At 66.3% G+C, this 23,183-nt stretch carries 19 protein-coding genes; 11 read left to right on the top strand and 8 right to left on the bottom strand.

The features are described 5' to 3' along the window. Positions 1 to 185 precede the first annotated feature (185 nt). Positions 186 to 2,153, top strand: a complete 1,968-nt coding sequence (gene asnB / locus DIE16_RS18355) for an asparagine synthase (glutamine-hydrolyzing) (protein WP_124893031.1) — start codon at positions 186 to 188, stop codon at positions 2,151 to 2,153. Positions 2,154 to 2,332: 179 nt separating this feature from the next. On the opposite strand, the gene DIE16_RS18350 is transcribed toward asnB, so the two are convergent. From DIE16_RS18350 to DIE16_RS18325, 6 genes are all read right to left on the bottom strand, one after another. Continuing rightward, positions 2,333 to 3,151: a lytic transglycosylase domain-containing protein gene (locus tag DIE16_RS18350; protein ID WP_124893029.1), complete on the bottom strand. Its 819-nt coding sequence runs from the start codon at positions 3,149 to 3,151 to the stop codon at positions 2,333 to 2,335. After that, positions 3,148 to 3,822, bottom strand: a complete 675-nt coding sequence (gene sctR, locus DIE16_RS18345) for a type III secretion system export apparatus subunit SctR (protein ID WP_044847619.1) — start codon at positions 3,820 to 3,822, stop codon at positions 3,148 to 3,150. Before sctR ends, DIE16_RS18350 begins: the two co-directional genes overlap by 4 nt. 3 nt (positions 3,823 to 3,825) lie before the next feature. Next, positions 3,826 to 5,004 carry a type III secretion system cytoplasmic ring protein SctQ gene (sctQ, locus tag DIE16_RS18340; RefSeq protein WP_124893027.1) on the bottom strand — a complete coding sequence of 393 codons (1,179 nt, stop codon included), beginning with the start codon at positions 5,002 to 5,004 and terminating at the stop codon, positions 3,826 to 3,828. 431 nt (positions 5,005 to 5,435) lie between these two features. Then, on the bottom strand, positions 5,436 to 5,834 hold the full coding sequence (locus tag DIE16_RS18335; protein WP_044846633.1) for a winged helix-turn-helix domain-containing protein: 399 nt from the start codon (positions 5,832 to 5,834) through the stop codon (positions 5,436 to 5,438). 480 nt (positions 5,835 to 6,314) lie between these two features. Next, positions 6,315 to 8,525, bottom strand: coding sequence for a xanthine dehydrogenase family protein molybdopterin-binding subunit (locus DIE16_RS18330; RefSeq protein WP_124893025.1), 2,211 nt, complete (start codon positions 8,523 to 8,525; stop codon positions 6,315 to 6,317). A gap of 2 nt (positions 8,526 to 8,527) precedes the next feature. Further along, positions 8,528 to 8,989, bottom strand: a complete 462-nt coding sequence (locus tag DIE16_RS18325) for a (2Fe-2S)-binding protein (protein ID WP_044846636.1) — start codon at positions 8,987 to 8,989, stop codon at positions 8,528 to 8,530. A gap of 180 nt (positions 8,990 to 9,169) precedes the next feature. Between DIE16_RS18325 and DIE16_RS18320 the strand changes: the two genes are divergently transcribed. Further along, positions 9,170 to 10,096: an AraC family transcriptional regulator gene (locus DIE16_RS18320; protein ID WP_044846637.1), complete on the top strand. Its 927-nt coding sequence runs from the start codon at positions 9,170 to 9,172 to the stop codon at positions 10,094 to 10,096. A gap of 777 nt (positions 10,097 to 10,873) precedes the next feature. On the opposite strand, the gene DIE16_RS18315 is transcribed toward DIE16_RS18320, so the two are convergent. Then, positions 10,874 to 11,233 carry a hypothetical protein gene (locus tag DIE16_RS18315; protein ID WP_124485382.1) on the bottom strand — a complete coding sequence of 120 codons (360 nt, stop codon included), beginning with the start codon at positions 11,231 to 11,233 and terminating at the stop codon, positions 10,874 to 10,876. A gap of 773 nt (positions 11,234 to 12,006) precedes the next feature. Here DIE16_RS18315 and DIE16_RS18305 point away from each other — a divergent pair. From DIE16_RS18305 to DIE16_RS18280, 6 genes are all read left to right on the top strand, one after another. Continuing rightward, on the top strand, positions 12,007 to 12,330 hold the full coding sequence (locus tag DIE16_RS18305) for a hypothetical protein (RefSeq protein ID WP_124485384.1): 324 nt from the start codon (positions 12,007 to 12,009) through the stop codon (positions 12,328 to 12,330). 111 nt (positions 12,331 to 12,441) lie between these two features. Further along, on the top strand, positions 12,442 to 13,032 hold the full coding sequence (locus DIE16_RS18300) for a hypothetical protein (RefSeq protein ID WP_124485385.1): 591 nt from the start codon (positions 12,442 to 12,444) through the stop codon (positions 13,030 to 13,032). Positions 13,033 to 13,104: 72 nt separating this feature from the next. Then, positions 13,105 to 13,377, top strand: a complete 273-nt coding sequence (locus DIE16_RS18295) for a hypothetical protein (protein WP_124485386.1) — start codon at positions 13,105 to 13,107, stop codon at positions 13,375 to 13,377. Positions 13,378 to 13,421: 44 nt separating this feature from the next. Beyond that, positions 13,422 to 15,056 (top strand): chemotaxis protein CheA, encoded by a 1,635-nt coding sequence (locus tag DIE16_RS18290; protein WP_124893023.1) that lies wholly within the window; start codon positions 13,422 to 13,424, stop codon positions 15,054 to 15,056. A gap of 155 nt (positions 15,057 to 15,211) precedes the next feature. Then, entirely contained in the window at positions 15,212 to 15,796 is a 585-nt protein-coding gene (locus DIE16_RS18285) for a hypothetical protein (protein ID WP_124893021.1), read from the top strand. A 112-nt stretch (positions 15,797 to 15,908) separates the two neighbouring features. Beyond that, complete coding sequence (locus tag DIE16_RS18280) at positions 15,909 to 17,330, top strand: sigma-54 dependent transcriptional regulator (protein WP_124893019.1); 1,422 nt, start codon at positions 15,909 to 15,911, stop codon at positions 17,328 to 17,330. A gap of 65 nt (positions 17,331 to 17,395) precedes the next feature. Here the strand turns inward: DIE16_RS18280 and DIE16_RS18275 are convergent, their stop codons facing one another. Beyond that, positions 17,396 to 17,887 (bottom strand): hypothetical protein, encoded by a 492-nt coding sequence (locus tag DIE16_RS18275; protein ID WP_044846642.1) that lies wholly within the window; start codon positions 17,885 to 17,887, stop codon positions 17,396 to 17,398. Between the two features lie 375 nt (positions 17,888 to 18,262). Between DIE16_RS18275 and DIE16_RS18270 the strand changes: the two genes are divergently transcribed. The 3 genes from DIE16_RS18270 to DIE16_RS18260 all read left to right on the top strand — a co-directional run bounded on the left by DIE16_RS18270 (position 18,263) and on the right by DIE16_RS18260 (position 23,116). Further along, on the top strand, positions 18,263 to 18,982 hold the full coding sequence (locus tag DIE16_RS18270; RefSeq protein ID WP_124893017.1) for a response regulator transcription factor: 720 nt from the start codon (positions 18,263 to 18,265) through the stop codon (positions 18,980 to 18,982). Positions 18,983 to 19,325: 343 nt separating this feature from the next. After that, on the top strand, positions 19,326 to 21,638 hold the full coding sequence (locus DIE16_RS18265; protein ID WP_124893015.1) for a hypothetical protein: 2,313 nt from the start codon (positions 19,326 to 19,328) through the stop codon (positions 21,636 to 21,638). Beyond that, entirely contained in the window at positions 21,635 to 23,116 is a 1,482-nt protein-coding gene (locus tag DIE16_RS18260; protein WP_260434410.1) for a virulence factor, read from the top strand. Before DIE16_RS18265 ends, DIE16_RS18260 begins: the two co-directional genes overlap by 4 nt. Positions 23,117 to 23,183 lie beyond the last annotated feature (67 nt).

Genomic DNA, 23,183 nt, shown 5'->3' with positions numbered 1-23,183 from the left:
TTTCCGCTTCACCGGGCCGGTCGCACGCAGTGCTTGACGCCGGTTTTTTTCCGGGGTCGTCCGAGATTCACCCATGAATTATTGCTGATTTATTTCTTCGTAATATGGCTCGACCGTCAGCCGGACGGCGGGCTGCGAGGTTGCGCCGCCGCTGACGGAACAGGTCAACAGAGGCAGACAAATCAATGTGCGGAATCGACGGCTTTCTGAATAGCGTCGCCTTCGATGAGGAGACAGCGCGCGGCACGCTCGCGCGAATGACGGCGAGCCTCGCGCATCGCGGCCCCGACGGGCAGGGCCTCTGGGTCGACCCGGAAGCCGGTATCGCGCTCGGCCACCGGCGGCTTGCGATCGTCGATCTGTCGGTCCACGGCCGGCAGCCGATGGCATCCGCGTGCGGCCGCTACGTCATGGTCTTCAACGGCGAAATCTATAACCATCGCGAGTTGCGCGCGGAGCTCGGGCGCGCGGGTCGCGCACCGGCGTGGCGCGGCCACTCCGACAGCGAGGTGCTGATCGCGGCGATCGCCGCGTGGGGCGTCGAGGCGGCGCTGCGGCGCGCGACCGGCATGTTCGCGTTCGCGCTGTGGAATCGTGCGTCGCGGGTGCTGACGCTCGCGCGCGACCGGATCGGCGAGAAGCCGCTCTACTACGGCCGGATCGGCGACGCACTGGTGTTCGCGTCGGAGCTGAAGGCGCTGCGCGGCTACCCGGGCTTCGACGGCACGATCGATCGCGACGCGTTGTGCCTGTACCTGCGCCAGTCGAGCGTGCCCGCGCCGCATACGATCTATCGCGGCATCAGCAAGCTGCCGCCGGGCACCTTCATCCAGTTCGAGCATGCGCGCGACACGCCGCGCCTGCGCGCGTACTGGACGCTCGAGCAGGCGATCGAAGCCGGCCGCGAGCAGCCATTCGAGGGCAGCGCCGACGAGGCCGTCGATCAGCTCGACACGATCCTGCGCCAGGCCGTCGCGCGGCAGATGGAAGCCGACGTACCGCTCGGCGCGTTCCTGTCGGGCGGCATCGATTCGTCGGCGATCGTCGCGCTGATGCAGGCGCAGTCGGCGAAGCCGGTCGACACGTTCACGATCGGCTTTCACGAGGCCGGCTACGACGAGGCCGGCTATGCGAAGGCGGTCGCGCGCCACCTCGGCACGCGGCATACCGAGCTCTACGTGACGGCCGACCATGCGCTCGGCGTCGTGCCGAAACTGCCGACGATCTATGACGAGCCGTTCTCCGATGCGTCGCAGATTCCGACCTTCCTCGTGTCGGAGCTGACGCGCCGGCACGTGAAGGTGAGCCTGTCCGGCGACGGCGGCGACGAGCTGTTCGGCGGCTATACGCGCTACTTCCTGACGCCGCGCCTGTGGCGCAAGCTGCATCGCGTGCCGGCGGCGGTGCGCGCGCGGATCGCCGCCGCGCTGCATGCGCTGCGTCCCGATCATGCAGACCAGCTCGCGGCGGTCGCGCAGGGCGCATGGAGCGGCGTGGAAGCGCGCGACTCGGCGACCCGCATCGGCGACCGGCTGCACAAGCTCGGCCACGTGATGACGGCCGAGAGCCGCATCGCGCTGTACCGGCTGCTGATGTCGTCAGTGCATCATCCGGAGCGCATCGCGCTGGCCGGAAAGGAACCGCCGACCCCGCTCGATACGGTGTCCGCATGGCCCGCGAACCTGAGCTTCGCCGAGCAGGCGATGGCGATCGACACGCTCACGTACCTGCCGACCGACATCCTCGCGAAGGTCGACCGCGCGGCGATGGCGGTGAGCCTCGAGACGCGCATGCCGTTCCTCGATCATCACGTCGTCGAATTCGCATGGCGCGTGCCCGCGTCGGTGCGTTTGCCGGAAGGGCAGTCGAAGGCGCTGCTGCGCCGGCTGCTGGACCGGTACGTGCCGTCGGCGCTGATCGACCGGCCGAAGCAGGGCTTCTGCGCGCCCGTCGATCACTGGCTGCGCGGCGCGCTGCGCGACTGGGCCGACGCGTTGCTGCAGCCGTCGCGGCTGCGTGACGAGGGCTTCTTCGACGCGGCGGCGGTCGACCGGCTGTGGCGCCAGCACCAGTCGGGCCGGATGAACTGGCAGCACCAGCTGTGGACGGTGCTGATGTTCCAGGCGTGGCTGGAGGCGCAGCGCGCTGCGTGAAGCGGGGCGGTGCCGAAGTTTCGCGCACGCTTGGAGGCACAGCGCGCTGCATGAAGCGGGATGACGCGGCGCGGTTCGGATGTGCCAGGCATGGCTGGAGGCACGGCGCGCCGCATGAAGCGGGGCGATGCGGCACGCCGCGTCATCCGATGCACGTCATGCCGGCGTCGCGTCGACGCTCACTGATCGAGACAGCGCACGCACAGCCGCTTCGCCTGGCTCGCCGGCAAGCCGCGGCACATCATCACGACCGGGCGCGCATGGCACGACGGCGCGTCGGCGGAGGCCGCGGGCGACGCGAGCCTGCGCGCGCGTTCGGGCGGCGTGGTCGCGGCCGCGTCCATGCGCCGTTGTCGCGCGGGCGGCGGCGTATCGCTCACCACCGGAATCGGCTCGACGCCGCCTTCGCGCGCATTGCGTTGCGCGCTCGCGACGACGCGGCTCACGTAGCCGCTCGAGAACCCGGTCGTGAAGTTGCCGCTGTAGTAGCACGACAGCGCCGCGCGCAACGCGGCCTGCGCGGGACGGCCGGTGTTCGACGAGCGCGCGAAGCATTCGGTCAGGATCGCGCCGCCCGCCCGCAGGTTGCGGCACGGTTCGAACATCGTCGTGTCGTCGAGGCCGTATTTCGCGAAGTTTCGTTCGTTTACCTGAGCTAGGCCGACACTGTAGCTGAAGCCGCGCGCGGCCAGCTCGCTCGTGGTCGCGCGCGCTTCGTCGAGCGACGCGGGCTGGCGCGTCAGGTGGCCGCCGACCACGCCGATCGCATACGGGTTGAAACCGGATTCGGTGCGCACCAGCGCGGCGAGCGTGTCGGGATCGACGTTCGGCGCGCACGCGCGCGCGAGCTGCGCGAAGCCGGCGGCGCTGCCGGCCGCGTGCGCGCTGCGCGGCTGCAGGCCCGCGCAGGCGAGCAGCAACGCCAGCGCGATTAGCACGGCCGGCGCGATCACTGCGCGCAGGTTCGGCACGACGCTGCGCAACGCGCGCGCGTTCATCCCGCCCCCGCCACGCGATACGACAGCACGAGCCCGTGCACGAGCAGCGACCAGCCGTCGAGCGCGACGAACAGCAGCAGCTTGAACGGCACCGAGATCGTCGTCGGCGAGATCATCTGCATCCCGAGCGCGAGCAGGATGTTCGCGACCAGCAGGTCGACGACGATGAACACGATGTAGATCACGAAGCCGATCTGGAACGCCTTGGTCAGCTCGGCGAGCGTGAAGCTCGGCACCAGCACGAGCAGGTCGTCGTCCTTGATGCCGTCCGCGCGGTTCTTCGGCCAGACCGAGGTTGCCGTGCGCACGAAGAATTCGCGATCGCGCTGCCGCGTGTGCGACACCAGGAAATCCTTGACCGGCGGCAGCGCGGCATCGGCGAGCGCGCCGATATCGGCGGTCGACAGCTGCCCCGACGCGTCGAAGTGGCGTGCCTGCAGCGCGTCGCGGATCGACATCCCGACCGGCGCCATGATGAACAGCGACAGGATCAGCGCGATGCCGTTCAGCACGAGGTTCGGCGGCACCTGCTGGATTCCGAGCGCGGAGCGCAGCAGGCCGAGCACGACCACGAGCTTCGTATAGCTCGTCACCATCAGCGCGGCGAACGGCGCGATGCCGAGCGCGGCGATCACCGCGATCAGCGCGACCGGATTCGGCAGGCTGCCCATCGTTCAGCGCTCGCGCGGCGCGGGCTGCGTCAGCGTGACGACGCGCACGCCGAGCTTCTGGCCGACCGCGATCAGGTGGCCGGTGCCGATCAGCATCCCGTTCGCGACGAGATGGATCACGCTCTGGTTGATGCCTTGCTGCAGCTCGATCACCGCGCCCGGCTGCAGTGCGCCGAGTTCGCCGAGCGGGATCGATGTGGGCGGCAATTCGAAACGCAGGTCGACCGCGAGGCCGCCGAGCGAGCGCGGCGCATCGTCGGGCGGCGCATCGTGCGCGCTTGCGGGCGGGGTGTCGGTGCGGGTCGGTTCCAAAGGCATCTCCCTGATTCGTTCGACGGTCAGCCGGTTGCCCGACGGCCGTCCGGTAATCTCCCACGCCGGCGCGGCCGGCACCCGCGCGACGCACAGCAGGTTCTGCTCGTGCGCGCGCCAGCGCTCGATCGCGATGATGTCGCCGCCGACGACGTCGGCCAGCTCGGCCATCGTCAGCTCCGTCCGGCCGATCTCGAATACCAGCGGCACCGGCAGGCCCGCATACGCGGCGCGGGTGTCGGGCCGCGCGGCCGCCGGCGTCGGTGCTGCGAAGAACACCGCGAGCGCGTCCGGCGCATCGAACAGCAGCGCGCCGTGGCAGCGCCAGGCGCCGTCGGCGCGACGCAGCTCGAAGCGCAGCGCGGCCGGCGCGGTGCGCCACGCGGGCACGCTCGCCGGCGGCGGCAGCAATTCCACGCGCTGCCGCGTCGCGGCCTGCAACACGGCCGAGAGCGGCGCGGCGAGGTCGGCGAGCAGCGCCGCGCGGATCACGGCCGGCACGGCCGGGTCGGCCGCGTCGCCGAGCCATGCGCTTTCCGCGACCGGATCGATCCACAGCGTGCCGGCGGCCGGGCCGATGACGAAGCGGTAGGCATGCGCGTCGGCGGCCGGTTCGGCATCGACGCGCCAGCGCACCTCGTACGCGTGTTCGCCGAGCGTGACCGGGACCGCGGCCGTCGCGCCGTACGCATGCGACAGCCCGCGCGCGGCGGCGGCGGACAGGCGCGGTAGCCAGGGCGACGCGTCGAGCGCGACCGCGGCCGGCGGGGGCGGGGTGGCGGGCGCGGCGGCGGCCGGGGTGGCGGCGGCGGGCGGAGCCCGATTCGCGGCGTCGCCGGCGTCGGCATTCGTCAGGGACAGCGCAGGCACGGCGGGATCAGGGCGGATTCGGCGTTGGTTCGACGGGTTGTTGTGGCCGGCGGCGCAGGGGGCGCGCGGCTGCTGCGTCGATTGTAGGGACGCCGCCGGCCGCGTGCCGCGCCGGAATCCGTAGTCGTGTCCAGCGCGGGGCCGCGCGGGTGGCGGCGAGCTACGAAGCCTTTTGTCGGGGGGCGTGGCGGGGCGGTGGTGGGTCGGCGCGGTGTCGCGGCGGCGTGGCGTGCGATAGCGCAGCCGCTAATCGACGGCACGCGCGCTTGCATGCGACTGCCGCAAACGCGGCCGCCGCCCGATGGCGGCGGTCGTGTCGCGGCGGGGAAGGCGTGCCCGGCCACGAGACGCTCCGGGTCGCGCGTGCAGCGCCGTGGAGGAGCCTTGTCGGCGCGCCGCGCTGCGGCGGCGCGCAGGTGAGCCGCTACGCGTTACGCGTAGTCGGCGGCCAGCGCCTGCTGCGGTGCGGCGCGCAGGATCGGCGCCACATCGTGGCGTTCGACGTGCGTCATGGCCGCGCCGAACAGCACCAGCCGATAGCCGACCGCATAGATCGGGATGATCCGCAGGTTCTTGTCGTGATCGAGCTGCAGCTTCGAACGGATGCGCGAGATATGGGTGTCGAGCGTGCGCGACGACACGCCGAGCTCGCGGCCCCAGACCGCTTCCTGGATCGCTTGCCGCGGCACGATCTTGTTCATGTTGTCGAGCAGGAATTCGACGACATCGAATTCACGCGGCGTGACGTCGACGACTTTGTTGTCGATTTCGATCGTGCGGCGCACGAAGTTGATTTTTATGTTGTCGATGTACAGGTATTTGCAATCCATGTTGGCCCTCGCATGTCCGTAAAGGAGTGTTTGCGAGTCATGTACCGCAACTTCCGGGCCAGGGACGGGCTGACAGGAATCGACGGGTGGTCGGGGCGGGGTGGGCGGCGCGCCAGCCTTGAATCTAAAAGAATTTTTAACGTGGGGCGTGTGGTGTGCTTCGGAAGGGTCGGAGCAACATTGAAGGATTGTTACGTAGCATCCGGCGGGAACGTTACGGGCGTTACGGGCGTTACGGACGTTACGGGCGGCGTAACGTGCGGAACGCGCGGTTCGCCCAGCGCGAACGGGTTTCGGGCGGATGACGAACCCTACATCGAACCCTATCCGGGTTAGCCGTTTTTATAAGTGAATCAATGGTTTGCAGAAGATTTTTGCCGACTTGGAACCCTACATTGGAAGCCGCAGGCTCGGCAATAAAAAACCGGCCGCGCAACGTTCCCGTCACGCGGCCGGCCCGGCGTCTCTTCGTTCTGCCCGTCAAGTCTTCGCCGTATCGCCCGAATCGAACGGCAGCACGTAATGCCGCTTGCCGGTCGCCGCGAAGATCGCGTTGGCGACCGCCGGCCCGACCGGAGCGACACCCGGCTCACCCACGCCGGTCGGCGCTTCCGCCGACGGCACGATATGCACCTCGACCTTCGGCATCTCCGCCATCCGCAGCACGTGATAGCCGTCGAAGTTGCGCTGCTCGACATGGCCGTCCTTCAGCGTGATCGCGCTGTGCAGCGCCGCGCCGAGCCCGAAGCCGATGCCGCCTTCCATCTGCGCGGCGACGATGTCGGGATTGATCGCGATCCCGCAGTCGACCGCGCACACCACGCGCTCGACCTTCACCTTGCCGTCGGCGTCGACCGACACTTCCGCGACCTGCGCGACGTAGCTCTTGAACGCCTCGGCCACCGCGATCCCGCGCCCGCGGCCCTTCGGCAGCGGTTTCGCCGGATCCCAGCCGGCCTTCTGCGCGGCCAGCTCGAGCACCGCGCGCATCCGCGGCTCCTTCGCGAGCAGGTCGCGGCGGAACAGGTACGGATCCTTGCCCGCCGCGTGCGCGGCTTCGTCGATGAACGCCTCGACCGCGTAGGCCGTGTGCGAGCTGCCGACCACGCGCCACCACAGCACGGGCAGGCCGACCTTGGTGGTGGTCAGTTCGACCGACACGTTCGGCACCGCGTACGGCAGGTTCGCCGCACCCTCGACCGACGTCGCGTCGATTCCGTCCTTGACCATGAACGCCTCGAACGGCGTGCCGGCGAGGATCGACTGGCCGACGATCCGGTGGCGCCAGCCGACCAGCCGGCCGTCCGCGGTCAGCCCCGCGTCGAGCTTGTGGAAGTACATCGGGCGATAGAAGCCGCCCTGGATGTCGTCCTCGCGCGTCCACTGCAGCTTGACCGGCTTGCCGTCCGCGCCGAGCGCCTTCGCGATCGACACGGCCTCGACCACGTAGTCCGACCACGCGTTCGCGCGCCGGCCGAAGCTGCCGCCCGCGTACAGCGTGTGGATCTGCACCTGCTCGGGCTTCAGGCCCGCGACCCTGGCGGCGTTGCCCTGGTCGACCGTCTGGAACTGGTCGCCGGCCCAGATCTCGCAGCTGTTCGCGCTCAGCTTGACGACCGCGTCGAGCGGCTCCATCGGCGCGTGCGCGAGATACGGAAATTCGTAGGTCGCGCTGACCTTGCGCGCGGCGCCCGCGATCGCCGCGTCGGCATTGCCGTCCTTGCGGGCCGACGCGCCGGGCTGCGCGGCGAGCTGCCGGTACTCGCGCATGAGCTGGTCCGAGCTGCGCTTTTCGGCGTTGGTTTCGTCCCAGTCGACCTTCAGCGCGTCGCGGCCCTGCTTCGCGGCCCAGAAACCGTTCGCGACGACCGCGACGCCGCCCGGCACCTGCACGACCGACACCACGCCCGGCACGGCCTTCGCGGCCGTCGCGTCGAACGACTTGACCGTCGCGCCGAAGCGCGGCGGGCGCTGCAGCAGCGCGACGCGCATGCCGGGGAAGGTCGTGTCGAGCGTGAAATGCGCGGTGCCGTTCGACTTGGCCGACCCGTCGACGCGCGCAATGCGATGGCCGATCAGCTTGAAGTCGGCCGGCTGCTTCAGCGTGACCTTGTCGGGCACCGGCAGTTTCGACGCGTCGGCGACGAGCGTGCCGTAGGCGGCCGTCTTGCCGCTCTTCGCATGCGTGACGACGCCGTTGGCGGTGGTCAGTTCGCCGGCCGGCACCTTCCAGCGCGCCGCCGCGGCCGACACGAGCATCGCGCGGGCCTTGCCGCCCGCTTCGCGCAATTGCTGCCACGAGTTCGACATGGCCGAGCTGCCGCCCGTGCCCTGCATCGTGCCGAACGCGAGGTTCGCATAGCGCTTCGCATCGGCCGGTGCGCTTTCGACGCGCACGCTCGACCAGTCCGCGTCGAGTTCCTCGGCGACGATCGTCGCGATGCCCGTGTACGCGCCCTGGCCCATTTCGACATGTTTTGCGATGACCGTGACCTTGCCGTCGGGCGTGATGCGCAGGAATGCATTCGGCGCGAAGTCGGCGGCGGCCGCCGTCGCGGCGAGCGCGCGGCGGCCGAGGCCGGCCCATTCGAAGCCGATCGTCAGGCTGACGGCGGCCGCGGCACCCGCGGCCTTCAGGAACGTGCGGCGCGACGGTCGCACCGAGCCGGCGTTGTCGAGTTCGATCGTCATGGTCAGGCTCCCAGCGTCGCGGCCGCGTCGTGGATCGCGGCCCGGATCCGGGCGTAGGTCGCACAGCGGCAGATGTTGCCGTTCATCGCGGCGTCGATGTCCGCGTCGGTCGGCTTCGGGTTCTGTTCGAGCAGGGCGGTTGCCGACATGATCTGGCCGGACTGGCAATAGCCGCACTGCGGCACCTGCAGCTTCACCCAGGCGGCCTGCACGGCCTGCGCGGGTTTGCTCTCGAGGCCTTCGATCGTCGTGATGTGCTTGCCCGCGATGCCGGCGAGCGGCAGCACGCACGAGCGCACGGCCTGGCCTTCGAGATGGACGGTGCACGCGCCGCACTGCGCCATGCCGCAGCCGAACTTCGTGCCGGTCAGCCCCGCGTGCTCGCGGATTGCCCAGAGGACGGGCATCGACGGATCGGCGTCGAGCGTGACACTCTTGCCGTTCAGGACAAACGTGGTGGGCATTTTTTGTCTCCGTGGGGAAAACCCGGCATGCGCCGGATCAGGTGGCAGTGTGCGCGAACGGCCGATTTTTACGTCTACCCAATCCTGCAAATTTATTGAACAATCCTGCAAATCCCCGGCGCGGCGGCGAGCGATTCGCTATGCTCCCGCGATTCAGGGAAATGAGGCGAGGAATCCGTCATGGACATGACCGATATCGCGGCGTCGCGCGAATCCGGGCGGCGCGAACTGGCGTCGCTGATCGGCCGTTTCGCGCCGACGGACGGCTCCCACTCCACGGCCGTGCCGGCGCTGATGCTGCATCGGCATGCGCATCCGGTCGATCTCGGCTGCGGCGTGTCGCGTGCCGCGCTCGTGATCGCCGCGCAGGGCGCGAAGCGCGTGATCGTGGCCGGCCAGGCCTACGAATACGACACGCGCAATTGCCTGATTACGTCGATCGACTTGCCGATCCTCTCGCGCGTCACGCAGGCGTCGCCCGACGCGCCTTACCTGTGCCTGTCGCTCACGCTCGATCTGCAGCGCATCGTCGAACTCGCGGCCGAGATGCGGCTGCCCGAGCCCGATGCGGGCCCGGAAGGCGAGGGCATCGCGCTCGCCGAGTTGACGCCGCCGCTGCTCGATGCCGCGCTGCGGCTGTTGCGGCTGCTCGATACGCCGGCCGACATTCCGGTGATCGCGCCGCTGATCGAAAAGGAACTGCTGTACCGGCTGATGACGAGCGGGCAGGGCACGCGGCTGCGGCACATGGCCGTCGCGAGCAGCCAGACGCACCGGATCGCGCGTGCGATCGAATGGATCCGCGATCACTACGCGGAGCCGATGCGCGTCGACACGCTCGCACAGGCGGTCAACATGAGCGTGTCGTCGCTGCACCATCACTTCAAGCACGTGACCACGCTGAGTCCGCTGCAGTACCAGAAGCAGCTGCGGCTGCACGAGGCGCGGCGTTTGCTGTTGCGGCAGGGCGGCGACGTCGGGTCGGTGGCGGCGACCGTCGGCTATGAAAGCGCGTCGCAGTTCAGCCGCGAATACAGCCGGCTGTTCGGCGCGCCGCCGATGCGCGATGTCGTGCATCTGCGCAAGAAGGAATTGCTCGGCACCTGACGGCGGTGCCGGTCGTGTCGACCGCATCCGGCCTGGCTTCGTCGCGCGATGCGCGGCTCGCCGGAACGGGATGACACGCAATCGATGTGCCATGGCCGCCGCACGCAGGCGCAACGGGACAGCGGAGCGTGCCGCCGCGCCGCGCACGAACTTCTGTTTCAAGCATGCATCCCGGGAACGGGCGAACCGATACGGAAAATGCCGGCAGGATGCGAACCGACGGACCGAAACGCGCAATAACGCCGCTCCGCCCCGCACATTCTGCATGGATCGCGCATTTCACGACCATGTTTCGCGCGATGAGATTCGCAGCCGGTATCGATTCGAAAATGTTTCTCGCGCGCAGCGCGTGTTCTCATCCCAGCCGTTGGAGCATGATGGTTGCCGGTACTGGATGTCGGTGAATTGAAGGAAAACAGTAAAAATCGATAAAGTGCGTTCAAGGCCGCATGGCGCACGTGCCGTCGTTTTTTCCGATATGCGGTGTGAAAGCCATGTCGACCAGCGTCGTATTTACCGGTTTTTGCCGCGCGTTCGCATCGCCGGCCGATGCTCGATATCGTCGGTATTTTCACGGATGAATCAATTGCGTTTCGCGGCGGCGGGTGCGCACGTCCGGAACGATAGCGATGTCGGCCGCGCGGGTCCCGCAGAACCGGTTGTCGCGCGCTTCGATTCACGATTTTTTCGCGTACGGGAAGGCTGCCGAACGGGCTGCGGCAGGGGGTTTGCCGGGGCCGAAATGTACATCGGCCGGGATATGCGACGGTGCAGTTCTCAAGTATGAAACATCCGTTCGACACCGCCTTGCGCGCGGCCCCGCGGGCCGCGTTCGTCCGCCTTTTCCGGCATTGCTTCGCGCCATTCGATGATCGGCGCGTGCTGCCGAGCGTTATCGCGATACATTCCTGAAACAAAAAATTCGATTCCCGGCGATATTGCGGGCGCCGCGAACGATACGCGACGCGCAACCATCGGTGGAATCACGCATGGCATGCCGTTTGCGATATTGGACGCACCGGCGAGCGGTCGACCTGATGCAACAAAGATGGGGGGCGGCCCGTTCGTCAATAAGCAGTCGGGGAAATAGCGATGAAGACCAGAAGCAACAACTTGATGCGCGCATTCCTTGCGCACCCGTGGGGTAGTCGGACAGCTCGGAACAGGACTCGCGATGCAGTGCCAGCTTCGCGGGTTCGTTGCCGGTTTCCCGGTATCCGCGCGTTGCGCGTGCTGGACCGCCTGTCGTTTCTCACGACAACCGGCCGACAGCCGTGCTCCCCTTCATTCAGCTCGTCCGGATGGGCCATGCTGTCCGTGCCGGACGGCTCGACGCCGAATCGTTTCCGCTCGTGCCGAGCCGTATCCGCTGCGCCGGGTCGATGCCTGCGGTGGCTGGACTAGCTCGCATACCCGTCGGCCGGATTGCCCGGAAGATCTTTGATCGGTAGCCCAGGGAGAAGCGATGCCGCCTGACTGTAATGCAGGCCCGTTATCGCCGCGATAACGCGCATGTTTTCGATGGCACTGCATTCACGGTAGATAACTGTACTCACGCATTTTCGATCGCTGAAGCGGATGCCATGTGCCGGTATGCCGTGTAAGCAAATTTCGAAAACGACTGATCCCGAATGGCGAATGCCTGTTTCCGGGTGCGTGCGTCGATTCGTTTTCCGATTGATAAATGATCGATAACTCATATCGAGAATAAATATAAAATTTCGGAAAACTAAAAAAATACGAAACCAGGATTCGGATCGCCGAAAAATTGCGCGGCCATCGGATTCGAGATGAATAAATTCTTTGTAATTAGATAGTGATCCTTATGTTATGGGGATTGCTCAGGGCTGGAAAGTTGAAGGCGTGCAGCTTTCCTCGCTTGTTCCGTCCACGCCGTTATGGAGTCGACCATGAAGAAGCTTCTGATTGCAGTCGCAGTTCTGGCGGTTTCGGGTGCAGCATTCGCCGGCAGCGGCACGGTATCGACCAGCAATTCGTCGAGCGGCGGCTCGACGATTGCCGGGGTTGCCGGATTCGGCCATTTCACCGCGACCGATTCGGGTGCCGCACTCGGCGCAGCCGGTGCCACGGCTGGCGGCGGCAGCAGCGGTTCGATCTCGTACACGAGCCACGTCCAAACGTCGACGGTGGGCGGCTTCGGCTTCGGCGGCGCGCAAGCGGGCGGCAACAGCGGTGCGAATGCCGGCTCGATCGGCTGGACGTATCACCACTGAGCCGCGGCGCGCAGCGTTCGTCATTGGCTGGTGGCACGGACGCCGGGTTTCGTTTCGCGAGGGCGAGCCCGGCGACCTCGCCACCAAACTTTCTCACGGCAAGGAATTGCTATGAAAGCCAAAGTCATTTTAGCGACAGCGCTCACCGTCCTTTCGTCGGCCGTATTGGCCGCCGGTCCGTCCACGACCAACCAGACGCAATCCGTTGCAGCGGGTGTGTCCGGTTCGGTGCTGGTCGGCTCAGGCAGCTATACGAGCAATTCGAATTCGGTCGCGGGCGCAAGCGCAGGAAGTACCGTGACACCCGCTGGTTCCACCGGCACGGCATCGGCCTTCCACAACTCGACTTCGACGGCCAGCGGCTGGGGCTCGAACGGGGGCGCGTTCGCGGCAGGCGGCGGTATCGGTGCCGCAGGTTCGTACGGTGGAAACAGCAGCACGAACGAGAACGCGAATGCGCTGTCGGGAGGGGTGACCGCCACGATCGTCCTCGGCGCGAACCACTACACGGCCAGCGGCGGGAACGACCAGGGTATCGCCAACGCGGGTGCTGCCGGGTTGACGGGCAGCGGTGGGTCGGGCGCGATCGCGGGTTCGAATCACTACAACGCGTCGACCGTGTGGAGTACCGGTCCGGCCGGTTCGCCGTCTGCATCGGGCGGAAGCCAGGGGAGTTCGAGCGCGACCGGGAGCAGTCACTAGTCGGGTGCGGGGGACCAGTTTCCCAGCGACGCTGGTCTCTTTTCCGCACTGTTGTTCAAGTAAGGAGTTGGCATGAAGCAGAACCTGATTGCCGCCGCTCTGATGCTCGCGTCTCTGACGGCATATTGCGCTGACCGCGCTGCCCAGGACGTGCAATCAAATTTGCAGACGTCGAACCCTGCAACCAATCCGTCAGAACAACACACGCTTTCGTCGGGCAGTGCCATCGGCGCACCGGATTCCCTGGCGTGGCCGGGAATGTCGGGCGGTTCGTGGTCCCAGCTGGGTAGCGGCTGGAAGCAGTTCGGGGAAGCGGGCAAAGCTGAAGGCATTCGGGGGAATTAGTGCGGTTGCCTGGGTCGGAGGTCAAACCTCGTCCGGAGAGTGAAATGAACAGCAACAAGATCAGGGCGGCATGTGCCGCAATGTTCGCGATGGCCGCAATCGGTGCCCAGGCGCAGACTGCCGACTCGACTTCAAGTTCGCAGTCCTCGACGTCGTCGACGGCGATCAGCCAGGGCGGCGGCTCGAGCATGAACACGAATGTCACCAGTTCGCGCGGCGGCAACGCCAGCAGTGCCAGCACGAGCGGCGTGCGCGGCAGCGGCAATTCGAGCGTGAACGTGAACGTTACGATGCCATCCGGCACGAGCGGCGGCTCGAACGTGACGCCGCAGAGCGTGAGCTCGCTCCAGTCGGCCGGCTCGCCCGGCACCAATCCCTACAACACCCAGACGTCGGAAAACGTCAACTATTCGGGTACCCAGACGATCAAGACGAACCCGTCGATCCAGGCGCCCGGGCTCACGACCACGCTGTCCGATACCTGCATGGGCTCGGTGAGCGTCGGCGTGTCGTTCCCGGGCTTCGGCGCGACGGGCGGCACGACCCTGGTCGACCAGGCGTGCGTGCGTCGTCTCGATGCGCGGGAATTCCGCGCGATGGGGCTGACCGACGTCGCGCTCGCGCTGCTCTGCCAGAGCGATGCGAACCGGCGCGCGGTGGAAGCGACCGGGCATCTGTGCCCGGGCACGACTACGCCGCTCGCGCGCTCGAATGTGGCGCCGTCCGCCGAAGCGACCGTCGCCGACGACGTGAAGTATCGCGATCCGCTCGTGCGCAATCGCATGGGCCTGCCGCCGCTCGATGCCGCCGCGCCCGTGCTGACGCGCCCGGTGGCGACGACCGCGGTCCAGGCGGCGCCGATTCCGGTTCCGGTGCCCGCGCCGTCGATGGTCGCGCCGGCGGTCAGCGCGGTGCCTGCCGCGACGCAGGCGGCCGCCGTGAAGGCATCGCAAGCGGCTGCCGTCGTGCCTGCCGTCGTCACCGCGCCGGTTGCCGCGGCAGCACCGGCGGTGAGTGCTGCGCCTGCCGTTGCACCGGCTGCGATGAGCGTGGTGCCGGCAGTTGCCCCGGCCGCGGTGAGTGCCGCGCCCGCAGGCGCGCCGGCTGCGATGAGCGCGGTGCCGGGTGCCGCCATCGTTGCCGCGGGGGGCTTCGCGGACAAGGCGCCGGAATCTGCGCCAGCGGTTGCGGACAAGGCGCCGGTACCCGCGCTGGCGGCCGCTGACATGGCGCCGGAACCCGCGCCGGCGGTTGCCGACAAGGCGCCGGAACCCGCGTCGACGGTCGCCGACAAGGCACCGGAACCGGCACCGGTTGCAACCGACACCGCAGCGCAAGCCCCGGCAGCGCTTGCCGTCGACGCGAAGGTGCCGGACACCACGCAAGCCGCATCGGCCCCGGCCTACGCTGCAGCGCCCGAGGCCGCGGTCGATGCGAAGGCTGCCGAGCCGGCAGCGCAGGCGGCAGCCGAAGCGCCCGCACCGGAGGCCGCGTCGCGCGCCACGGCGGCAGCCGCTGCCGACACGCCAGCCGTCGACGCAAAGGCGACCGGCTTGGTCGAATCCGCCGACATGCCGGCCGCGCCGGATCCAGCCCCGGCCGCGGCCGACCAGCAGGTCGCCCCGGCCGCGCCGGCGATGCCGGCTCCGACCGTCATCTCGACGAGCACATCGTCGTAAGCACGCGGGCGACGCTTCCGCGCGACCGGCAAGCCGGGCCGCACGGGAACGCCGGGATCCGCTGTGCGACGCACGGTGCAAGTTGGACGGGTGTTGATCCCTCCCCGAGGTCAACACCTCTTTTTGCCTGACGAGGGTACGAGGAGGCCTCAATCATGAGGATCTTTTTGGTCGCGCTGCTGCTGGCCGACACACAAGCCGCCGCACAGTCGGTTTTCCAGAACCCCGCGGTCTTTGTCATCCTGAGCGAGCAGACCCTCGCGAACGCCGCGAGCGTCCAGCAGGCGCTGACGACGCTCGGCCGCGCGGACAACACGGCATGCGTGCCGATGATGATGGTCGGCGATCCGCAGATGGTCTACATGATGCCGGAGGAGGGACACGCCCCGTCGTGGCAATCGCCGGTGTACGGCCGCGGCGCGCCGTTCGAAGCGCAGAACGGGCCGACCGCGACCGGGAAGACGATCGGCGCGATGCAGCACGCGGAGGACATGCAGACACAGCCGTGGAGCGACAGCAGTGCGATCACGCAGAAGATCGCCGGCGAGTCGAACCTGTCCGCGTCGGCGCGGGTCAGCGACTGGCAGCGCAAAGGATTGAACACGATCGAGACGGCGCCCGCGACGCAAGTGACGGTGAACGGCAAGACCTACCGCACGTATCGCGAGGAACTCAACCAGGCCGCGCGGCCCGTCGTCGAACCGCAGATCTACACGCAGCGTGTCGTGTTCTGCCGATGACGAAACTTTCCGGAGCGGACATGCCGGTAGCGCCGCGTGCGAGCAGGGAGGCTCGCCGCGTACCGCTTCGCGCCGCCCGCTCCGTCAGACAACCCTATGCGGCGAGGCCATCATGAACCATTGCTGCCAGATCAGACTGTCAGGCCCGCACGAGGACGAACGGGCCGCATACGCGCCGCCGTTCGTCGCGGCCCGGCGTCACCTAACCGTGCCGTCGCGCCCGCTCGTCTATCTGTCGCGGCGTCCCGATGCGGGGCTCGTCGACTGTCTCGCGTCGCGCGGCTGGGAGGTGTGGCGTGCGAAATCCGTTGCGGACGCATTCAATCTCGTGAAGGCGAACCGCCTGCATGCGGGCATCGTCGATTTCGACGGATTCGCGTCGCCCGACGTCGCGTCGTTCGAGACGCTGCTGCGCGATCCGCGGATCGGCTGGGTCGCGCTCGCCGACGGCGAGCGGCTGCGCGATGCCACCATCGCGCGCCTGATCCGCCAGTGCTGCTTCGACTACGTGCGCAATGTGACGGCCTACACGACGATCGGTTATCTCGTCGGCCATGCATACGGGATGCTGAAACTGGCGGAAAGCGATCCGGCCGACGATGCCGTGCCGCCCGGCGGCGCGATGATCGGCGCGTGCGCCGAGATGCGCCGCCTGTTCGCGACGATCCGCAAGGTCGCGAACACCGAGGCCACCGTGTTCATCGCCGGCGAATCCGGCACCGGCAAGGAGTTGACCGCAGCGGCGATCCACCAGCATTCGTCGCGCGCCGACGCGCCGTTCGTCGCCGTGAATTGCGCGGCGATTCCGTCGACGCTGCTGCAGGCCGAACTGTTCGGTCATGAGCGGGGCGCCTTCACCGGCGCGCATCAGCGCAATATCGGCCGCATCGAGGCCGCGCACGGCGGCACGCTGTTTCTCGACGAAATCGGCGACATGCCGTTCGAGAGCCAGGCGAGCCTGCTGCGGTTCCTGCAGGAGGGCAAGATCGAGCGGCTCGGCGGGCGCGCGTCGATTCCGGTCGACGTGCGGATCGTGTCCGCGACTCACGTCGATCTGGAGTCCGCGATGCAGGCGGGGCGGTTCCGCCCGGACCTGTACTACCGGCTGTGCGTGCTGCGCATCGACGAGCCGCCGCTGCGCGCGCGCGGCCGCGACATCATGCTGCTCGCCGATCATGTGTTGCGGCGCTATCGCGGCGAAAGTTCGCACCGGATTCGCGGCTTCATGCCGTGCGCGATCGAGGCGATCCACAACTATGCGTGGCCCGGCAACGTGCGCGAGCTGATCAACCGGATCCGTTTCGCGGTCGTGATGACGAACGGCCCGCTGATCTCGGCCGCCGATCTCGAACTGAACCAGTACACGTCGCACCGGCCGCCGACGCTCGCGGAATCGCGCCGTCAGGCCGAGCGGCGCACGATCGAGGAAACGCTGGTCCGGCATCGGCACCAGCATGCCGACGTCGCGGCGGAACTCGGCATCTCGCGCGCGACGTTGTACCGGCTGATGACCGCGCTCGGCCTGCACGGCTGACGCCGGTTGCGGCCGCGCGGCACGCGGCCCGACGTCGCGCGGCCCGCGGCCCGCGGCCCGCGGCGTCAGGCCGGCCGTTCGAAGCCCGATTCGACCCAGCGTGCGGCGCTGGCCTTGTTGAGCTTGAACCCGGCGGACACCTTCGCGTCGGCCAGCAGTTCGCCGTACGGGTCGAACGCCTTCAGTTGCGCATACGGCTCGAATTCGTCCGGCACGATGTCGAGCGTGACCGACACATCCTGCCCGTCGCCGTCCTGCACCGTCACTTCCTTGTGCAGCATCGCGCGGCGCTGCTGCTCGTGACGCATCAGCACCTCGGTCGCGGTCTTCACCAGCGTGCGGAACGCGTTCGCGTCCATCGGCTTCGGGTTCTTCTTGTCGCGACCCATGGTCCACGGGCCGACGAGCGCGGGCTCGGCTTCGCCGTCCTTGATCATCTCGACGGCCCAGCCGTCGTCGTCTTCGTTCTTGATGATGCGGGCCGTCCAGCCGTTGTCGCGCCAGAGGCCGTCTTCGTGGATGGTGGTGTCGTCGGATTGCAGATCGGATTCGGTCATGGAGGAAGCGGGGAGTACGGGCCGCCGGCGAACGGGCGGGGCGCGCGGCCGGCAACGGCGCGCTGCCCTGGCCGGTCGCCCGGAATGGCATGCAAAGGCCGCAATTTTACCCCGCGGGCCGTCGGTGCGGCCCGTGCGACCCGTCACGTTGGCTGTCAGGACGAGGGCGACGCCGGCCAAACGGTCGGGCCGGCGCCAAAAATCAAACTTGTACTACGTCCCCGCAGGCCGCTCTATTCACCGTCCGATATCCCGTCCAAGCGTCGCCTCATAGAATAACGATCGGGATAAAAATATCTCGCTCGTAAATTCAACGCCACGCCGGTCGTACGCGCATTCCGCGCCGCGCGCCCGGTGAACCTTCTGGAACCGCGCATGGGGAAATTCAATATTCGCACCATCTTTGCATACGACTGGCCGTTGACGCTCGCCGGCATGGAGCACATTGCCGGCGACGTGTGCGCAATCGATCTCGTCGGTGTCTGCCGGACGCCGGACGAACTCGTCGCGACCCTCGACACGCTCGATTGCGACATCGCGCTGGTCGATTATTCGGTCCGCGGCGATGCGCAGATGAACGGCTTCGCACTGTGCGAGTGGCTGCGACGCATGCGTCCGAACGTCGGGATCGTTGCGTTGGTCGGGAACGAGAACCCGGTGATCTTCCGCTCGATTCTCTCGCAAGTCGGCGCGAGCCTCGTGAGCAAGTTCGACGAGGTGGGCCATATCGTCACTGCGATTCACTCGAGCTATAGCGGCGGTCACTATCTGTCGCCGCTTGTGCGCCGCGCGCTCGATGCGTTGGCCGGACACGATACGCCGCCGGTGAAGCTTTCGACGCGCGAGATCGAGGTGATTCGCCTTTATCTGGCCGGCATGCCGATCAAGGCGATCGCGCAGCGGCTGAACAAGGGCAAGCAAACGGTCAGCGCGCAGAAGATCAGCGCGATGAAGAAACTCGGCGCGAGCAACGACATCGAGCTGGTTCAGCGAGCGGCCGCGCTGGGGCTCGACGGCGGCAAGGTTGCGGGCTGCCTGGACGGCGCGGAGCAGGCGGGGAGCCGAGAACAGGAATCACGAGCGCTATCTCGGTAGCAGTGACATTCCGGAATCTTTCTTAGGGCCGCGTCGACTGGAATAAGCGTTTGGTCGTCCTTCATATTGGACAGGTGCGACGCGTGATTGGCCAGCGCGTCGGCGCTTCGTCTTGCTGACGTCTGCGAAGGACCGATGCAGGGAATTGACGGGGCGCCGACTTGCATGCCTTCCACGATCGTCGGTCGGGGCGAAAGGAAGCGCGCGCCGATACCGCTCCGGCGCTATGTGCGGCATGGGGTTGCGCGTAAATGAAAGCGATCGGCGGCCGACGCAGACCGGTTCGGGAGACTGGCGACGAGGTTCATCAAGAAGAATGGTCAAGATATATGAAGGAATGCAGATGAGTGATTCATTTCACGATGCTCGGCCGGTAGTGGCCTCCCGAACGGGGGAGCGCGGCGCTGAAGCCATAGCCCGAGACGGGCCGGCGCCGCGACCCGAACCGCCGCCGATCGTCGTCGGCCGCGTCGAAGGCGTGACGATGTTTGCGAAGAACACGCCGCTCATCTGTCTCAAGCAGATGCCATTGCCCGGTATCGTGATCTTCGTGCATGGGGTGAATTCCGAAGGCGAATGGTTCGAGGCGTCGGAGGAAGGGCTGTGCAAAGGCCTGAACCGCAGGCTCGGGCGTCTGGACGATCAGATGATGTATCACGGCATCGATGCCGGACAGCTGACGCCCGCGAAGTACACGGAGAGTGTGACGCCGGATGGGTTCTTGAACCCTGATTTGCTGGCAGACAATTACATCAAGCCCGATCCGTCGTTCTCACCCGTCATTCATTTCCGCTGGGGCTATCGCGCGACCGCTGCGGAATTGAAGGAGTACGGCGACAAGATCTTCCTGAACGAGAAGGACTATTGGGCCGGCGGGCCGTTCACCAATGGCTGCGCCAGTCTGCCCGATCTTTGGCACGGCGGGCTGGATGATCGAACGATGGGCTGGATGACCGTGCAAGGCATCAACCCGACCAACCGGCCGCTGTACCGCGCGCCGCCTCGAGCGTATGGCGTACTCGCGGCGCTGCGCTTGGCCAGACTGATCGAGTCGATCCGAAGCATGCAGGCCGATGTCCCGATTACCGTCGTATGCCACAGCCAAGGAAATATCGTGGGCCTCACTGCGGCGTTCTTCGGCGACGCATTCCCCGATGTCGAAGATCCGTGGGGGCGCACGGGCCACTGCGTGGCGGACGCCTACGTGCTGGCGAACGCACCGTACAGTCTCGCCAATGCTGACGGCCCGAACAAGTCCGACACATTCATGGATACATGGTCGCAACGCGCGACAAAGGACGGCAGCGGCCGGCGTGGACGACAAACCTACGCCGCGCGCACGAAGACGTTCGGCACATTCCTTTCGATCATCGGTGCTCGAAAAGCTTACGAACAGCCTGCCGAAAAAATCGATGAGGACATGGAAAACAAGCGGGTCTCGCCGACCAGCAAGCGGTCTTATGCGGCGCAAGAGGATCGCGCGAGGCACGGGCTGAATGAATCGACGTATGGCCGCGTCACCGCATATTGCTGTCCGCACGATCAGGTGATTTCGGCGGTGACGGTGCAAGGGATCGGCTGGCGCGGCATCAGCAAGCACGAACTCGACGATATCGGGGCAGCCGGCATCCTGACGCAACGGGTCTTTGCTTCCGGTTTTCCGGTCGGCGTGCAGAAACCGTACCGATACTGGGAAGACGATTGGCGGCATGGCAAACAAGGAACGAAGCCGGGGTTCTGGTATCCGCCGTCGCCGCCGGCCAAATTCAATCTCGTCGGCGCGATCAAAGGAAATGAATCGGTTCTGGGCATGGCGGCGACGCTCGTGACCGCGCCACTTATGTTCGTCGTGACCGGCATCAGTTCGGCATTGAACATGCTCCGCGTGAACGCCGATCCGCCGAAGGGCTGGACGGTAGTTGCGGATGCCCCGGCGCTTGACGAGCCATTCCCGCCGAAGGCCTTGCGATTCGGCAAGTCAGTCGAGACCAAGGACGGCGACGCGATCAGCGACTTCAACGAAGGCAACGATCCGCCCGCTGCTTGGCGCGACGCGAACAAGAGCGATGCAGACAAGCGCGATGACGATCCGTACGACCAGTACAAGGCAAAGAACGAGGACAGCGTCGCCCGAGGTACGGCCGCAACGGAAGCCGGACAACGTTACGAGGACCGCGCGCTGATGCGAATGGAAGCGCGTCGGACGCTAAACACCGAATGGCTCGACGGCGACGGCCACGTGATCGGCGAGGACGGCAAAAGCGCGATGCCCGAAGGCTACAAGGAATGGCGCGACCAGCAGATCGTCGATTGGCTCGATCGCGGCACGACCAACAGCCCGACGAATCACTCAACGACGATGACGAACCCCGAGCATGCCGAAAAGGCGCTTGCGTATGACGTTGCGGTGGGCCTGTGCTACATCACGCCCGAACAACTCTACGACTTGCGCATCGAGGCGGATTGGAGGATGGGAGATGGGATTCCCGATACTAACCCGAACAAAAAGTACGGCAAGTACTTTGACTCCGGAAATCTTGATCGAATGCCGATGCACGAATGGGTACATGCCAATAACAGTGAAGGCAAGATTCCTGATGCGATCACGGACGAACGTGAAGGTGAGTTCTATCTGAAGGTCGGGGGTGTCGTATGAAGACGCTGATTGCTACATGGCCGCGACGCGTCGCTATTGCCGTTTCGGCATGGCTGATTACCGTCGTGCTCATGGCCATGCTGATGGCTTACGTAGAGCAACCCGATCCGGCACATCTGGAAACAGGAGATTGGATGAAACGCTTCATTGTTGTACCTGGCCTGGCTGCGATCATGGTGTTTCTCTTCACCACGGCTATGACGCGCCCGGCACAAGCCGCCTCGGTTAAAGAGCCTGCCGTGAAGACAGCACCAGTGGCAGAAGAGCAGGTCAAGCCATTCGTTGCGCAAGTCGTCGGCCTAATCTGGTTGAATCCGCTGCAACGCATGGACTATCCGACCGAATGGCAATTGTTGTGGACGCAAGGACTTGCCGCACCGAACAAGGATGATGACATGGTGCGCACGAAGCCCGAAAAGTTCTCGTCCCTCCGATCGATCGGTGCACTCGTCTACGGCAACCGCGGAACGGAGACGTTCAAGGGCTTCTATCACAAGTACGTCAGAAAATTTCTCTTGTTGCCGCGCTCTCGCTATTTTGCGAATGCAAAATATTTCTACACCGTAAAATCCGAAAACACCAAAGATTGGCGCGAGCTTGCCGGAACACATATCGAGTTCGCGTTACCTCCAAGGCTCGATCCGATCGAAGCGAAGACGTACTTGACCAATGAGTTCGTCGAATGCTTCGAAATTGGCCCGCCATCACCCAAGACGCTTTGGAGCCGCGACACGCCTCCCGACGTGCAAATCACCCAAGGCGGCGCAAACGCCGGCTTCACGTCGCTGAACAACGCGCTGGACTACTTGCAGGCGAACCCCGACAAGACCGTATGGGCAATGAACTGGGACGCCCCGAACTTCCCGCCCACGGATGCGCAGATCAACGAGAACCTCGTCGTGCTGTTCCTCGCCGGCCCGAACTTCAACACCGAGCGCGAGCCGCTCGCCTGGATCGGCAAGGCCGCAACCGGCAACACGCACGATTTTTCACGGAAGGTCGGCACGACACGCGCCGTGCAGGCGTGGAAAGCCACGATCGATGAAGCAGCACGCAATGCCGGTGTCGCGGTCACGGACCTGAATTACATCGTCCACGACGCAGGTGTACCCAGCGACGCAGCGTCGTTACGCGTTGTCTCGCTCGCGCAGACCTTGACCGAAACCCTCCCTGAATACGACCACACGAATCAGACCTTCAACACGGCCGCCCTGCTCGGCGACATGGGAACCGGCAGCGCATTGACCGATGTCGCACTCGCAATCGGCCGGATCAACCACTTCGGCGGCAACGCCTTGGTCGCCGGCACGACCGACCCCGAGCACCCCGTCGCCGTCGTCGTCAGACCACCGTCGGAGCTCACTCCGATCGATCCGGACCAAGACTGGTTCCGCGCACGCGGTGGAAACAACGCGTACCTCCCTTGGTGGGGGCGTCGACACGACACCGATTACGGCATGCAAGGCTATTCGTGGTGACGTAAGGCAGCGCTGTGGCGTGATTGCTTTGCTTGCGGATTCGCGACGTGTCGGAACGCGATCGACT

This window comes from Burkholderia sp. Bp9090, assembly GCF_003857985.1.
In the GTDB taxonomy this organism is placed as follows: Bacteria; Pseudomonadota; Gammaproteobacteria; order Burkholderiales; family Burkholderiaceae; genus Burkholderia.
The sequence above is the reverse complement of the archived record's forward strand: the minus strand, read 5'-3'. Positions and strand labels throughout refer to the sequence as shown.